Origin of the sequence: Paenibacillus pasadenensis, from assembly GCF_023715725.1 — a bacterium.
Classification (GTDB): Bacteria; Bacillota; Bacilli; order Paenibacillales; family Paenibacillaceae; genus Paenibacillus_O; species Paenibacillus_O pasadenensis_A.
Genome location: NZ_JAMBOT010000008.1, coordinates 130,605 through 145,998, shown reverse-complemented (window position 1 = coordinate 145,998; position 15,394 = coordinate 130,605). Strand labels below are relative to the sequence as shown.

Genomic DNA, 15,394 nt, shown 5'->3' with positions numbered 1-15,394 from the left:
TGAAGCCTATGTTGGAGCGTTACAGCAGACCCGAGATGCGGGCGATCTGGACGGAAGAAAATAAATTCAAGGCGTGGCTGGAAGTTGAAATCTGCGCTTGCGAAGCTTGGTCGGAGCTCGGCGTCATTCCGAAGGAGGACGTTGCCGCAATCCGCGAAAGCGCCGGCTTTAATATTGACCGGATCAACGAGATCGAGCTGGAAACGCGTCATGATGTGATCGCCTTTACGCGCGCTGTATCCGAAACGCTCGGAGCCGAGCGCAAATGGGTGCATTACGGCCTGACCTCCACGGACGTTGTGGATACGGCGACGGGTTACCTGCTTCGCCAGGCAAACGAGATTTTGGAGCGCGACCTGACGAACTTCATCGAGATTTTGCGCGGACAGGCTGTTGCCTACAAGGACACGGTCATGATGGGCCGTACGCACGGCGTGCACGCAGAGCCGACAACGTTTGGCCTCAAGCTGGCGCTTTGGTATGAAGAGATGAAACGCAACCTGGAACGATTCCATCATGCTGCGGACGGCGTACAGTACGGCAAAATTTCCGGCGCCGTTGGCACTTACGCCAATATCGATCCATTTGTCGAGGAATTCGTTTGCCGCAAGCTCGGCACGAAGCCGGCTCCGATCAGCACCCAGACGCTGCAGCGCGACCGCCACGCCGAGTACATGGGCACGCTGGCGCTGATCGCCACGTCGCTGGACAAGTTCGCTACGGAAATCCGCGCTCTGCAAAAGAGCGAGTTCCGCGAAGTCGAGGAGCCGTTCGCCAAAGGCCAAAAAGGATCGTCGGCAATGCCGCACAAGCGCAATCCGATCGGCTGCGAGAACATTTCCGGCCTGGCCCGCGTCATTCGCGGCCATATGATCAGCGCCTACGAAAACGTGCCGCTCTGGCATGAGCGCGATATCAGCCACTCCTCCGTGGAGCGCGTCATCCTGCCGGATGCGACGATGCTGCTCAACTACATGCTGAACCGTCTCGGCAACATCATCAAAAATCTTCAGGTGTTCCCGGAAAACATGAAGCGCAACATGGGCCGCACGTTCGGCGTGCCGTTCTCCGGCCGCGTCATGACAAAGCTCATCGACAAAGGCTTTGCCCGCGAGCAGGCGTACGATACGGTGCAGCCGCGCGCGATGCAGGCTTGGGAAGAGCAGCGCCAGTTCCGCGACATCATCGAGTCGACGCCTGAAATTACGAAGCATCTGAGCGCCCAGGAAATCGACGATGCGTTCAACCCAAGCTGGCATCTGAAGCATGTTGACACGATTTTCCGCCGTCTTGAGCTGATCTAATAGATTGAGCCCGATTGAGCCCAAAGGGTCGCCTTTGATTCCAAGAGCGATTCCAAGGCCGGTCTCTGGCGCAGCGGGCGCTTTAGCTGATCCATACTACGATTAAAGGCGGGGAGAACCGATGGCTGTTGCTTCCAAAGCGCTGTCCACGGCGGCGGACCTCATTAAGGCGCCGCTGCTTTACAAAGGAAAAGTCCGCGAGCTGTACGATCTCGGCGAGCATTACCTGATTGTCGTTACCGACCGGATCAGCGCTTTTGATTATGTGCTGGACCCGGCTGTTCCGGACAAAGGCAATGTGCTGAACCGGCTGAGCGCGTTCTGGTTCGAGCAGACGGCGGCAGTTCAGCCGAACCACGTCATTCACAGCGATGTTGAACTGCTCGGCGATCTGGTGGCTGAAGAGGGCAAGGAGCAGCTGCGCAACCGGATTATGGTTACCCGCAAAGCGGAGCGAATCGACATCGAGTGTGTCGTGCGCGGATACATTACCGGCGGCGGCTGGCGGCAGTATAAGCATAACGGTGAAATCAACGGCATTCCTCTGCTGGACGGCATGCGCAAAAATGAGCGGTTCCCGCAGCCGATTTTTACCCCCGCAGCCAAAAACGACGTCGGCCATGACGAGGACATACCGTTCTCGTGCATGGAGGAGATGGTTGGAGCCGATATCGCGGAGCAGCTGCGCGACCGCAGCATTCGCCTGTATGAGTTCGCTCACGCCTATTGCCTGGAGCGCGGCATTATTTTGGCGGACTGCAAGTTTGAATTCGGCCTGATTGACGGACAGATTATTCTGATCGACGAAATTTTCACGCCGGATTCTTCCCGGTTCTGGGCTCAAGACAAGTACGAGCTCGATACCGAAATTGACAGCATGGACAAAGAACCGGTGCGTACTTATCTGCTCGGTTCGGATTGGGACCGGGACAGCAAGCCGGCTCCTCTGCCGGAGGCCGTCGTAGCAGAAACGACTTCCCGTTACCGCGCTATATACCGGGCATTGACCGGACAAGAGCTTCGCTAGAGCTGGTTTTTATTTATTTTAATTTTTACCAGATTGATGAAAAGAGAAGTGGAGCCGAAGGTTCTGCCCGGAGAATAAGCTGTTGAATTTCTACCGCTTGGCGGTGCCAAGTGAAAAAAGGAGCGGAGTCAAAGGCCGAGCCTGGAGAAGCCTAGCGTTCGCATTTGAAGTCGGATTTCCACCTCTGTGGGAGGTTAAGTTCAAGGAAATCTGAGTTCAAGAGCGATCGGAGGGCCGGCCTTTGGCGCAGCGGGAACTTTTTCACTGGACTGAATTATAGCGGTATCCGAGGTTAACAGCGATCGGAGAGCAGACCTATGGCGCAGCGGACCATTTTTCACCGAGCGTTTCAACCATCCCCCTTATGAGGAGTTGCCACGATGAAAGCAACCGTATACGTGACGATCAAGCAAAACGTGTTGGACCCGCAAGGAACGGCAGTTCAAGGAGCTCTGCACAGCATGGGCTTCGCAGAAGTTGGCAAGGTCCGCATTGGCAAGTACCTGGAGCTGACTTTGGATACGGAAGACCGCGCCGAGGCTGAGCAACGCGTGCGCGCTATGTGCGAAAAGCTGCTGGCGAACACCGTCGTGGAAGATTACCGCTTCGAGCTGGAGGGCTGAGCCGATGAAGTTTGCGGTTATTGTATTCCCGGGTTCCAACTGCGACATCGACTGTTACAAAGCCGTGGAAGAAATCGGCCAATCCGTCGACTACGTATGGCACACGGCAACAGATCTTTCCAGCTATGATGCGATTCTCGTGCCTGGCGGCTTCTCTTACGGCGATTATCTGCGCTGCGGCGCAATTGCGCGTTTTGCTCCGGTCATGAGCGAGGTTGTCAAAGCTGCGGAAGCAGGCAAATACGTGCTCGGCATTTGCAACGGATTCCAGATTCTTACCGAAGCGGGATTGCTGCCTGGCGCGCTGCTGCGCAACCGTGATCTGAAATTCCTGTGCCACCAGTCTCCGCTTGAGGTTGTGAACGCGGCGACTCCTTTTACGACTCAATATCAAGAGGGCGAGGTCATCTCGATCCCGATTGCGCACGGCGAAGGAAACTACTATTGCGACGAGGCGACTTTGGAGTCTCTGAAGGCGAACAACCAGATCGTTTTCCGTTACGCGAACGGCGGAAACCCGAACGGCTCGCTTCACGACATCGCCGGTATTTGCAACGAGCGCGGCAACGTTGTCGGCATGATGCCGCATCCGGAGCGCGCAGTCAGCCAAATTCTTGGCTCCGAGGACGGCAAGCGGATGTTTACATCGATTTTGAACGCATGGAGGGAACAGCATGGCGCAGCAGTTAACGGCTAAGGAACCGACAGCGGAGCAAATCTCCGAGCAAAAGATTTACCAGCAGTTCGGAGTGACGGATCACGAGTACGAGCTCATTTGCGGCTTCATGGGCCGTCTGCCCAACTACACCGAAATCGGCGTATTCAGCGTTATGTGGTCGGAGCACTGCTCCTACAAAAACTCCAAGCCCATCCTCAAAAAGTTCCCGATTACGGGTCCAAAAGTGCTTATGGGTCCAGGCGAGGGCGCGGGCATCGTTGATATCGGAGACAACCAAGCCGTTGTATTCAAAATCGAATCCCACAACCATCCGTCCGCCGTTGAGCCGTACCAAGGCGCAGCGACCGGCGTTGGCGGCATCATCCGCGACATTTTCTCCATGGGCGCCCGTCCTGTCGCGCTGCTCAACAGCCTTCGTTTCGGCAAGCTGGAGAACGACCGCGTCAAATACCTGTTCGAGCATGTCGTCGGCGGCATTGCCGGATACGGCAACTGCATCGGCATCCCGACCGTTGCGGGCGAGGTTATGTTCGACGAGAGCTATGAAGGCAATCCGCTCGTTAACGCCATGTGCGTAGGTCTCATCGATCACGACAAAATCCAGCGCGGCGTCGCCAAGGGCGTAGGCAACCCGGTGTTTTATGTCGGTCCGGCAACGGGCCGCGACGGCATCCACGGCGCAACGTTTGCATCCGTTGAGCTGTCCGAGGAATCCGAGGAGAAGCGTACCGCTGTTCAGGTCGGCGACCCGTTCATGGAAAAGCTCGTTATGGAATCGACGCTGGAGCTCATCAATTCCGGCATCGTACTCGGCATTCAGGATATGGGCGCGGCGGGTCTGACCTGCTCCAGCGCGGAGATGGCTTCCAAAGCCGGCAACGGCCTGGAGCTGTACCTCGACGAGGTGCCGCAGCGCGAGGAAGGCATGACGCCGTACGAAATGATGCTGTCGGAGTCGCAGGAGCGCATGCTGTTTGTCGTGACTCCCGAGAACGAAGCTCAAGCACGCGAAATTTTTGAGCGCTGGGGCGTTATCTGCGCCAAAGTCGGCAAAGTAACGGACGACGGCCGTCTGCGCCTGTTCCATCAAGGCGAGCAAGTAGCCGATATGCCGGTAAAAGCGCTCGTTGACGAGTGCCCGGTATACAACAAGCCTTCACAGGAGCCTGCGTACTTCTCTGCCAGCGCTGCTATTGACACAGCTGCTTACGGCGAAGTATCCGACCTGACGGACGCGCTGCAAAAGGTTCTGGCTTCCCCGACGGTTGCCAGCAAAGAGTGGGTGTACAAGCAGTACGACTATATGGTCCGTACAAGCACGGCAGTCGCTCCTGGCTCCGACGCAGCAGTTGTCCTCGTTCCAGGCACCCGCAAGGCGCTTGCGATGACGACCGACTGCAACGGGCGTTACGTATTCCTCGATCCGGAGGTCGGCGGCGCAATCGCGGTTGCCGAGGCTGCCCGCAACATTGTTTGCTCCGGCGCCGCGCCGCTGGCGATTACGGATAACCTCAACTTCGGCAGCCCGGAGAAGCCGGAAGTGTTCTGGCAGCTGGAAAAATCCGCTGACGGCATGAGCGAAGCCTGCCGCGTGCTGGAAACGCCGGTTATCGGCGGCAACGTCAGCCTGTACAACGAAAATGCTAAAGGCGCGATCTACCCGACGCCGGTTATCGGCATGGTCGGCTTGATCGACGACATCGACTATATTACGACCCAAGAGTTCAAAAACGCCGGCGACGCCGTTATTCTGCTCGGCGAAACGAAGGCCGAATTCGGCGGCAGCGAGCTGCAGTACGTGCTGCAGGGCAAAGCCGAAGGACGTCCTCCGGGTATTGACCTGGCGGTAGAAAAACGTCTGCTGGACACGGTTCAGGCAGCAATCCGCGGCGGCCTTGTCGCTTCGGCGCATGACCTGTCCGAGGGCGGCCTTGCGGTTGCGCTCGCGGAAGCAAGCTTTGGACGCGGACTCGGCGCCGACATCAACGTGGCGACAGAGCTGCGCGCGGACCATGCGCTGTTCAGCGAGTCGCAATCCCGTATTCTGCTCAGTGCAACCCAAGAGAACAAGGCTGCGCTGCTGGCGCTGCTCGCAGAGCGCGGCGTACCTCATCAGGAGCTGGGCGCAGTAGGCGGCACGGAGCTTGTTGTGAAAGTAAACGGTAAACCAGGCATTCAGGCGCAAGTAGACGGACTGCGGAAAGTGTGGAAGGATGCGATTCCATGTCTGATGAAGTAAGCATTGCGGTTCAGCTCGGTTCACGGTATGGAACAAGCGGCGGCAGCGGGGCTGGAGAGAGCAAGGCTCTCTCCGGTTCGGCGGCAGCGGTTGGTCTGATTCCGGCTCCGTCGGAAGCTTCATGCGCAGCGGAGGGATCATCCTCCGCTGCGCATGAGCTTGCGGGCGAAGCGGCAGCTTATGTCCGCGCCTCTGCAGCGTCCTCGCATTCTGCAGCGGTACGTCCCGGCTCGGAGGAGCTGCGCAAGGTGTCTCAGGCTTGGGAGAATTCCCACTACAATGAGGGCATCGGGCGCGACGATATTTTTGACAAGCTGAGAGAGGAATGCGGCGTATTCGGCGTGTTCGGCACGCCGAACGCGTCATCGCTTTCCTACTACGGACTTCATGCTCTGCAGCATCGCGGCGAGGAAAGCTCCGGCGTTTGCACGGTGGACAGCGCAACGGGCGGTTTTGCCTACCATCGCGGCATGGGACTCGTCAAAGAAGTGTTCACCAGCGACATCCTTGATTCGCTGCCGGGCGACCGGGCAATCGGCCATGTCCGCTATTCCACTTCGGGCGCGAGCCAGCTCGGCAACGCTCAACCGCTTGTATTCAAATACCGCGACGGCGATCTGGCCGTGGCGACAAACGGCAACATCGTTAATGCGCCGTCGATCCGGCGGGAGCTGGAGCAGATGGGCTCTATTTTTCAAACGACGAGTGATACGGAGGTCATCGCTCACCTGATCGCGCGCTCGCCGAAGGACTTTGTGAGCGCGGCCAAGGACGCGCTTAAACGCATTATCGGGGGATTTGCGTTTTTGATCATGACCAACGAGCGGCTGCTTGTCGCTTCCGATCCTAACGGCCTGCGCCCGCTGGTGATGGGACGGCTTGGAGAGGGTTACGTGTTCGCTTCCGAAACCTGCGCGTTTGAGACGATTGGCGCCGAATACGTGCGTGACGTTCAGCCGGGCGAGCTGCTTATTTTGGACAAGGAAGGCATGCGCGAGGACCGTTTCGATGAGGAAGACCGCCGGGCAAGCTGCGCGATGGAATACATCTATTTTGCCCGTCCGGACAGCGACATCAACGAGGTCAACATCCACACGGCCCGCAAACAGATGGGGCGCACCTTGGCGGTTGAGTCCTTCGTCGATGCCGATATCGTCGTCGGCGTGCCGGATTCCAGCATCAGCGCCGCGATCGGATATGCCGAACAGACGGGCATTCCGTACGAGATGGGACTGATTAAGAACAAGTATTCCGGCCGGACGTTCATCCAGCCTTCTCAGGAGCTGCGGGAAAAGGGCGTGAAGATGAAGCTGTCCGCCGTCCGCAAAATCGTGCAGGGCAAACGCGTCGTTATGATTGACGACTCCATCGTGCGCGGCACAACGTCGCTGCGGATCGTCAACATGCTGCGCGAGGCGGGAGCGAAGGAAGTGCATGTGCGCATCAGCTCGCCTCCGTTCGCCAATCCGTGTTACTACGGCATCGATACGCCGGACCGGCGCGAGCTGATCGCATCGTCCAAAACGGTCGAGGAAATCCGTGAGGCGATCAACGCCGATTCGCTGTATTTCCTTAGCGCCGAGGGTCTGATCGAGTCGGCCTCCGTGCCGGGAGACTCCAAGGGCGGCGGCCTTTGCCTCGCCTGCTTCACCAACGAATACCCGACTCCGGTCGATGAGAACTCGGATAAAAGCTGCAGCTGTTAAGCTCATAAGGTTAATGCAGCGGCGCCAGTGATTGAATCAAGCGGGCAGCGCGGCCGGATCGGCATGCGGGCCCTAATCCATTTTGCAGGGAGTGACGGTCAGTGTCAGAGGCTTACAAGCAGGCAGGCGTAGACATCGCGGCGGGCAACGAAGCGGTAGAACGCATGAAAAAGCACGTTAAAAGAACGATGCGTCCGGAGGTGCTGGGCGGCCTCGGCGGTTTTGGAGGCATGTTCGGTCTGGATAAAAACAAGTACGAGGAGCCGGTGCTTGTTTCCGGTACGGACGGCGTCGGCACGAAGCTGATGCTTGCTTTTGCTATGGACAAACATGACACGATCGGCATCGACGCCGTTGCGATGTGTGTCAACGACATTATCGTTCAGGGCGCGGAACCGTTGTTTTTCCTCGATTATTTGGCAACGGGCAAGGTTGAGCCGTCCAAAATCGAGCAGATCGTCGGCGGCATCGCCGAGGGCTGCGTCCAGGCGGGCTGCGCGCTGATCGGCGGCGAAACGGCTGAAATGCCGGGCATGTACACGCCGGAAGAATACGATATCGGCGGCTTTACGGTTGGCGTAGTGGATAAAGCGAAAATCATTGACGGTTCGACGATCGCTCCTGGCGACGCCGTAATCGGCATTGCTTCCAGCGGCATTCACAGCAACGGCTACTCGCTGGTGCGCCGCCTGCTGCTGGAGCAATCCGGCTACAGCCTGCAAGACGCGCTGCCGGAGCTGGACGGCAAAAAGCTCGGCGACGTGCTGCTTGAGCCTACGCGCATTTACGTCAAACAGGCGCTGGAGCTGATTTCCCGCGTTACGGTTAAAGGCATGGCGCATATTACGGGCGGCGGTTTCATTGAGAACATCCCGCGCGTGCTGCCGGATAACGTAAACGTTGAGGTACAGTACGGAAGCTGGCCGATTCAGCCGATCTTCTCGCTGATGCAGCAAAAAGGCGCCGTCACGAACCGTGACATGTTCACCACGTTTAACATGGGCATCGGGCTTGTCGTTGTTGTGCCGGAGGCTGAGGCAGCGGCGGCGCTGGACGTTCTGGCCGGACTTGGCGAGCAAGCGTACCGGATCGGAACCGTTACGGAGGGCAGCCGAATCGTCACCTTTACGGGGGCCGAGGTTTAATGGCAGAGCAGCAGCTGCGCATTGCCGTATTTGCCTCGGGCCAGGGCAGCAACTTCCAGGCGCTGGCGGATGCGGCTGCGGAAGGGAAGCTCGGCGGCTCCATCGAGCTTCTCGTCTGCGACAAACCTTCCGCTCCGGTTGTGGAGCGGGCGCGGCGCGCCGGCATTGAAGCCTGGGTGTTCAATCCGAAGAGCTACGCTTCCCGCGAAGCGTACGAACATGAAATTCTGGACGAGCTTCGCCGCCGCGGCGTCGGGCTCGTTGTGCTTGCCGGGTATATGCGCATTCTGACCCCGGTGCTGGTAGAGGCGTTTGATGGGCGGATGATCAACATTCATCCGTCGCTGCTGCCGTCTTTTCCCGGCTTGAATGCGATTGGCCAGGCGCTGGAGCATGGCGTGAAGGTGACCGGCGTGACGATTCATTTTGTCGACGGCGGCCTGGACAGCGGTCCGATTATCGCGCAGCGCTCCATTGAGATAGGCGAAGGCGAATCGGAAGCTTCCTTGTCGGAACGGATTCATTCAGCGGAAAATGTGCTCTATCCGTGGGCGGTTCGCTGCATCGCGGAAGGAAGAGTAACGCTTGACGGAAGAAAAGTGCGCATAGCAGGAGCGGATTTCTCCGGCTAGGAGGCATCCTCATACAAGTAGGCGCAAGTTCGTTTTGAAGTCGGCTTGGGTTGGGACGCATGAAGACTCGATCACAGGAGTGCTGATGAAAGGGCTCCGAGCTCGCAGTTTGGTTTGGTTTTCTGCAACAGGCGATGCGGACTTGACTACCAGTGTGCTGGCGAAACGGGCTCCGAGCTCGCAGGTTGGTTTGAGAGTCTTAACGCAACTGAGAAGCGTTATTCGGCTAAAAATGCGGCTTTCTCAGCTCTAACGCAACTGTAAGGCGTTATTTCAGGTTTAGGCCCTCTTTTCGGCTGGAAATGGCGAAATAAGCAGCCTGAGTTGCGTTAGAACACAAAAAGCGGCTTTTTTAGCGAAATAAGGCTTGTGAGTTGCGTTAAAGGCGGGAAGAGGCTGCCCCAGCGGGCAGCGAATGGACCGGCAGTATTTGCACCATTTGGAATGCAATCATTTTTCATATATAGACCTTAGGAGGGGACGTAGTGGCTATTCGCAGAGCGTTAATCAGCGTTTCGGACAAAACGGGCATTGTTGAGTTCGCACGGGAGCTGGCTGCAGCAGGCGTACAGATCATTTCCACCGGAGGGACGCACAGCCTGTTGGAAAAGGAAGGCATCCCGGTCATCGGCATCTCGGAAGTGACCGGCTTCCCGGAAATTATGGACGGACGCGTCAAAACGCTGCATCCGGCTGTGCACAGCGGCCTGCTGGCCGTACGCGACAACGAGGAGCATCAGCGGGCGATTCGCGAGCTTGGACTCGATTATATCGATCTTGTTGTCGTCAATTTGTACCCGTTCGCGGCTACAATTGCCAAGCCTGACGTAACGTATGACGACGCCATCGAGAACATTGATATCGGCGGCCCGACGATGCTGCGCTCCGCTGCCAAAAACCACGCTTTTGTCACCGTTGTTGTGGATGCCGCCGATTACGCCGCTGTTCTGGAAGAGATCAAACAAGACGGCTACACAACGCTGGATACGCGCAAGCGCCTTGCCGCTAAAGTATTCCGCCATACCGGCGCTTACGACGCTCTGATCGGCGACTATCTGTCCAAGCTGGGCGGCGACCCGCTGCCGGAGCGTTACACGGTCACGTATGAAAAGGTGCAGGACCTGCGCTACGGGGAAAATCCGCATCAGCGCGCCGCGTTCTATCGCCAGCCATTGGCGAAAGAGGGCAACGTTACAACCGCCGAGCAGCTGCACGGCAAAGAGCTGAGCTACAACAACATCAACGACGCCAACGCGGCTCTTGCCATCGTGAAAGAGTTCAGAGAGCCGGCCGTTGTTGCCATCAAACATATGAACCCTTGCGGCGTAGGCATCGGCAGCGACATTCATCAGGCGTACCAAAAAGCTTATGCTGCCGATCCAACCTCGATTTTTGGCGGCATCGTAGCGGCGAACCGGATGATTGGCGCCGATACGGCAGCGCTGCTGTCTGAAATTTTCCTGGAAATCATCCTTGCGCCGGACTTTACGCCGGAAGCGCTTGAGATTCTCGGCCGCAAGAAAAATATCCGCCTGCTCAAAACCGGCGAGCTTGCTTCCGCCGAAGGCCGCAAAAGCGACTGGGTGCTGACAAGTGTAGACGGCGGCATGGTTGTGCAGGAGAGCGACGTGCACAGCATTACCGAGAGCGATCTGCAGGTGGTCACCGAGCGCCAGCCTACAGCGGAAGAGCTGAAGCAGCTGCTGTTTGGATGGAAGGTCGTTAAACATGTAAAATCCAACGCTATTTTGCTGGCAAAGGATGATATGACGGTTGGCGTCGGAGCGGGCCAGATGAACCGTGTCGGCGCTGCGCGCATCGCGGTTGAGCAGGCGGGCGACAATGCAAAAGGAGCCGTGCTGGCTTCCGATGCGTTTTTCCCGATGGGCGATACGGTTGCCCTGGCGGCTGCCGCGGGCATTACAGCGATTATCCAGCCGGGCGGTTCGATTAAGGACGAGGACTCCATCAAGGCGGCTAACGAACACGGCATTGCCATGGTATTCACCGGCGTCCGCCACTTCAAGCACTAGAGCAGGAGGAGATCCAATGCGAATTATGGTAATTGGCGGCGGCGGCCGCGAGCATGCCATCGTTTGGTCGCTGGCGAAAAGTCCAAAGGTGACGGAGCTGCTGTGCGCGCCAGGCAACGCAGGCATTGCGGAGCTGGCGGAGTGTGTGCCGATCGCTGTAGACCGTTTCGCCGATCTGGTTCAGCTGGCGAAGGAACGGAAGATTGACCTAGTTGTTGTCGGTCCCGATGATCCGCTGGCTGCTGGCATCGTGGACGAGTTCCAGGCGGCTGGCATTCCGGCATTCGGCCCGGACCGCAAAGCTGCGGAGATTGAAGGCAGCAAAATTTTCATGAAAGACCTGCTCCGCAAGTACAGCATTCCAACAGCCCGTTACGAATCGTTTACGGACTTTGAGCAGGCGCTTGCTTATCTGCGCAGCCAGCCGGTTCCGGTTGTCGTCAAAGCCGACGGCCTGGCGGCAGGCAAAGGCGTCACCGTAGCGGCGACGCTGGAGGAAGCCGAGGAGGCGCTGCGCGGCATGATGCTGGGCGGCGTGTTCGGAGCGTCAGGCAGCCAGGTTGTTATCGAGGAGTTCATGACCGGGCAAGAGATGAGCATTTTGGCGTTCGTGGACGGCGAAACGGTACGGGCGATGGTGCCGGCCCAAGACCATAAGCCGATATTCGACGGCGACAAAGGTCCTAACACCGGCGGCATGGGCACATATTCCCCGCTGCCGCATATTTCTCAAGAGCTCGTCGACGATGCGATCGTAAACATCATCGAGCCGACGGCCCGCGCAATGGTCAGCGAAGGTCGCCCGTTCCGGGGTGTGCTGTTCGCCGGGCTCATGCTGACGCCGGACGGCGTCAAGACGGTCGAGTTTAACGCCCGCATGGGCGACCCGGAAACCCAGGTTGTGCTGCCGCGTCTGGATACGGACCTGCTCGACATCATTATGGCCGCAATGGAAGGCCGTTTGGCCGATATCGAGATCAAGTGGAAGGGCGAAGCTGCGGTGTGCGTCATTGCCGCATCGGAGGGTTATCCCGGCTCGTATCCGAAGGGCCGTCCGATCTCCGGTCTCGAAGCCGCGAAAGAGCAGGGAGCGCTTGTATTCCATGCTGGAACGGCGCAGAAGGACGGCGAGCTTGTTACAAACGGCGGACGTGTGCTCGGCATCGTCGGCCTCGGCCGCGACATAGCGGAAGCCCGCGCCAAGGCTTATGAAGCGGTATCCGTCATTTCTTTTGATGGCATGCAATGCCGCTCGGACATTGCGCTGAAGTCACTGGAAGCAGCAAAGTAATCGCCTGTTAAAGCCATAATCATCATGCACAGCCCCGACTGCCGGTACCCGGTTTGTCGGGGCTTTTTGGATTTCATTGGTCCATTCTTTTAAGCTTCGTTTAAGATTTCTTTCAGTTCTCATTCATCCTGGCGATGTATCGTTGTAAACAGTTAAGAATACTGGCTTGGACCCGGGCGCATATCATTGCTTAAACCGCGAATGCTGAGATAACTTTAATGTAAATGTCAGTTATTCGGGGTTTATGTCGTATTGACGATCCTAAAAAGTGCCGGGATAATAGAACGGACAGAAAGTTTAGAATCGTCGGATAACTGAATTCGAAGGGAGAGGGATATGAGTTTTCTAGTTGCTTTTATACTTGCGTTTGCCATTGTCGTTGCCTTAATACCGCCGCTTCGAACCGCCGCGCTGCGAATTGGATTCGTGGACAAGCCGCGTTCGGATAGCGCGCGAAAAATACATCGGGAGCCGATTCCGCTCACTGCGGGCATTGCGATTTTTATCGGCTTCACCGTCGTTTATCTGCTGTTTGTGCGTGATTCATGGATTCAATCGCTGGCTATTTTGGGTGGCGGGCTGCTCATTCTGCTGATTGGTATCGTGGATGACTGGTACAAAACGAATGGCAAGGAATTTCCCGCGCTTCCCAAAATGGCGGTACAGCTGTCCGCTGCCGTCCTTGTGTACCTTTCGGGCATCGTTTTCTCCGGGTTTGAGAATCCGTTTAACGGAACATATGTAACTCTGCCGGATTGGCTGTCGTTCCTGTTCACTGTTTTATGGATTTTTGGAGTGACAACAGTCATTAATTTTTCCGACGGCATGGACGGTTTGGCCGGAGGGCTGTCGGCGATTTCGGCGACAACGCTCCTAGTAGTCGCGCTTGTGATGGGCCTGCAGGGGCCAGCTATGATGGCGGTCATTACAGCTGGCGTGTGCGCCGGTTATCTGCTGTTCAACCGCCCGCCGGCCAAAGTATTCATGGGGGACGCCGGGGCAACCTTCCTCGGTTTCATGCTTGGCGTTATTGCGCTTGACGGGGCGTTTAAACAAGCGACGCTGCTGTCGCTGTTCATTCCGATTTTATCGCTTGGCGTACCGATTCTGGACAACGTGCGGGTCGTTATTTCGCGAATTCGCAATGGTGTTCCGATTTACAAGGCGGATGCTTCTCAGGCTCATTATCGGCTGCTTGCCGCCGGCCTTAAGCCGGTGCAGGTCGTATCGTTTCTCTTCTTGGTCAATATTTGTTTTGGATTGTTCTCGATCGTGCTGCTTTTGGCTCAGTGAGGCGAGCGCGTACGGTTTACATGTAAGCCTGTCCCGGACCGGGACAGGCTTTTTATTGTTCAAAATGCTCGATTCAACAGCAGAGTGCACTTATCGCGTATTGAGCTGTTTATATTCCGAAATCTATGGAAAGACCCCCCTTTATCAATAGCTTAATAGCGAATATTATAGAGCTATTGCAACTTTTTCTTCATGTCGAACGTCGTAGAATGCTGTCAATCAGATGTAACCGGATTGTAACTCCTCCGCGAACTCGGTTTGATACGATAGACTCATCTAATAGAGTTGGGAGATTACATCCATGATTACCAGACGCAATAAATGTAATGATTATTCCATTTCCGGGCAAAATAACTCCAATACATCCGTTAAACCAAATCCATCCTCCAGTGTGCTGCCGGACCGCTCCGCGCCTAAGCGCCGCAAGTGGGCTGGCAGACTGCTGCTGCTGCCGATCGCCGCATTGCTGGCCTTCTCCAGCGGCTGCGGACAGGCGGGTTTTGTTGAAGCCGGGGGGTTTAAAACCAACAATGGTGTTGTGAATACAAACGAATCCGGCACAATTAAAGACGCTCCTAACGGCCAGACGGGCTCTGAGAATGTTGTGGGGGACGGAGATAAAGCGGGCAGTAATCCCAGCAACAATGACAATAGCGCCAACAGCGGCAGTGATAGCAGTAACGAAGTCAATCACAAAGCTAACAACAACAGCAGCAGCAACAACGGTTCCCAAAAGCCATCTGTTCCGAATGAGGGACAGGTCAAAGGCGCTCATCATAAAAAAGGCGACAAGGTTGTAGCGCTTACGTTTGATGACGGGCCGGACGTCGAAATAACAGGCGAAATTCTCGATATTCTTAAAAAAGAGAACGTTAAGGCAACCTTTTTTGTCGTCGGAACACGTGTAAAACAAAACCCGGAAATGCTGAAACGCATCGCCGACGAAGGACACGTAATCGGTAATCATTCCTATAATCACCCTCAGCTGGGCAAAGCAAGCCGCTCTAAAATATTGGATGAGCTGAACCGAACGGATAAACTGATTGAGAATGCTGTTGGATATAAGCCGAAATTGATGCGCCCGCCTTACGGCTCGAGCTCGTCGTTGCTGCGCTCCATTCTGGATGAAACAGGGCGCCAGCAGGTTCTCTGGAGCGTGGATACAAGGGATTGGGCTGGCACATCGGTGAAGGATATGCTTGCCAACATTGACCGGAACACAAAGCCTGGCGGCAATATCCTGATGCACTCCGTAGGCCCTAAGCTGAAAACGCCGGAGCTGCTGCCGCTGCTCATTAAGGATCTTAGAGCAAAAGGATATACCTTTGTTACCGTGGACCAGCTCCCTTCTTAAAACGGGCTGAGCCGGTCGAGAAGCAAGCAACCACCGTTGGAAAGCCGGCAGAGGAGGTGCGGACGATT

At 56.6% G+C, this 15,394-nt stretch carries 12 protein-coding genes; all 12 read left to right on the top strand.

What is annotated here, in order from left to right; translation table 11 throughout:
• Window positions 1–8: 8 nt before the first annotated feature.
• The 12 genes from purB to M3223_RS18115 all read left to right on the top strand — a co-directional run bounded on the left by purB (window position 9) and on the right by M3223_RS18115 (window position 15,326).
• Window positions 9–1,304 (top strand): adenylosuccinate lyase, encoded by a 1,296-nt coding sequence (gene purB, locus M3223_RS18170; protein ID WP_251564165.1) that lies wholly within the window; start codon window positions 9–11, stop codon window positions 1,302–1,304.
• A 121-nt stretch (window positions 1,305–1,425) separates the two neighbouring features.
• Complete coding sequence (locus M3223_RS18165; protein ID WP_251564163.1) at window positions 1,426–2,331, top strand: phosphoribosylaminoimidazolesuccinocarboxamide synthase; 906 nt, start codon at window positions 1,426–1,428, stop codon at window positions 2,329–2,331.
• 380 nt (window positions 2,332–2,711) lie between these two features.
• Complete coding sequence (purS, locus tag M3223_RS18160) at window positions 2,712–2,954, top strand: phosphoribosylformylglycinamidine synthase subunit PurS (protein WP_251564161.1); 243 nt, start codon at window positions 2,712–2,714, stop codon at window positions 2,952–2,954.
• A 4-nt stretch (window positions 2,955–2,958) separates the two neighbouring features.
• Window positions 2,959–3,651 carry a phosphoribosylformylglycinamidine synthase subunit PurQ gene (purQ, locus tag M3223_RS18155; RefSeq protein ID WP_251564158.1) on the top strand — a complete coding sequence of 231 codons (693 nt, stop codon included), beginning with the start codon at window positions 2,959–2,961 and terminating at the stop codon, window positions 3,649–3,651.
• The gene (purL, locus tag M3223_RS18150; RefSeq protein WP_251564156.1) at window positions 3,629–5,872 is read left to right on the top strand and encodes a phosphoribosylformylglycinamidine synthase subunit PurL; all 2,244 of its coding nucleotides are present in this window, start codon (window positions 3,629–3,631) and stop codon (window positions 5,870–5,872) included. Before purQ ends, purL begins: the two co-directional genes overlap by 23 nt.
• Window positions 5,857–7,578: an amidophosphoribosyltransferase gene (purF, locus tag M3223_RS18145; RefSeq protein WP_251564154.1), complete on the top strand. Its 1,722-nt coding sequence runs from the start codon at window positions 5,857–5,859 to the stop codon at window positions 7,576–7,578. Before purL ends, purF begins: the two co-directional genes overlap by 16 nt.
• A gap of 101 nt (window positions 7,579–7,679) precedes the next feature.
• Entirely contained in the window at window positions 7,680–8,723 is a 1,044-nt protein-coding gene (gene purM / locus M3223_RS18140) for a phosphoribosylformylglycinamidine cyclo-ligase (protein WP_251564152.1), read from the top strand.
• Window positions 8,723–9,355, top strand: a complete 633-nt coding sequence (gene purN, locus M3223_RS18135) for a phosphoribosylglycinamide formyltransferase (protein WP_251564150.1) — start codon at window positions 8,723–8,725, stop codon at window positions 9,353–9,355. Before purM ends, purN begins: the two co-directional genes overlap by 1 nt.
• Window positions 9,356–9,840: 485 nt before the next feature.
• A complete protein-coding gene (purH, locus tag M3223_RS18130; RefSeq protein ID WP_251564148.1) occupies window positions 9,841–11,388 on the top strand; it encodes a bifunctional phosphoribosylaminoimidazolecarboxamide formyltransferase/IMP cyclohydrolase in 1,548 nt (515 codons plus the stop codon).
• Between the two features lie 16 nt (window positions 11,389–11,404).
• Entirely contained in the window at window positions 11,405–12,679 is a 1,275-nt protein-coding gene (gene purD / locus M3223_RS18125; RefSeq protein ID WP_251564146.1) for a phosphoribosylamine--glycine ligase, read from the top strand.
• 336 nt (window positions 12,680–13,015) lie between these two features.
• A complete protein-coding gene (locus tag M3223_RS18120) occupies window positions 13,016–13,972 on the top strand; it encodes an MraY family glycosyltransferase (RefSeq protein WP_251564144.1) in 957 nt (318 codons plus the stop codon).
• A 301-nt stretch (window positions 13,973–14,273) separates the two neighbouring features.
• Window positions 14,274–15,326, top strand: a complete 1,053-nt coding sequence (locus tag M3223_RS18115) for a polysaccharide deacetylase family protein (RefSeq protein WP_251564141.1) — start codon at window positions 14,274–14,276, stop codon at window positions 15,324–15,326.
• Window positions 15,327–15,394: the final 68 nt, after the last annotated feature.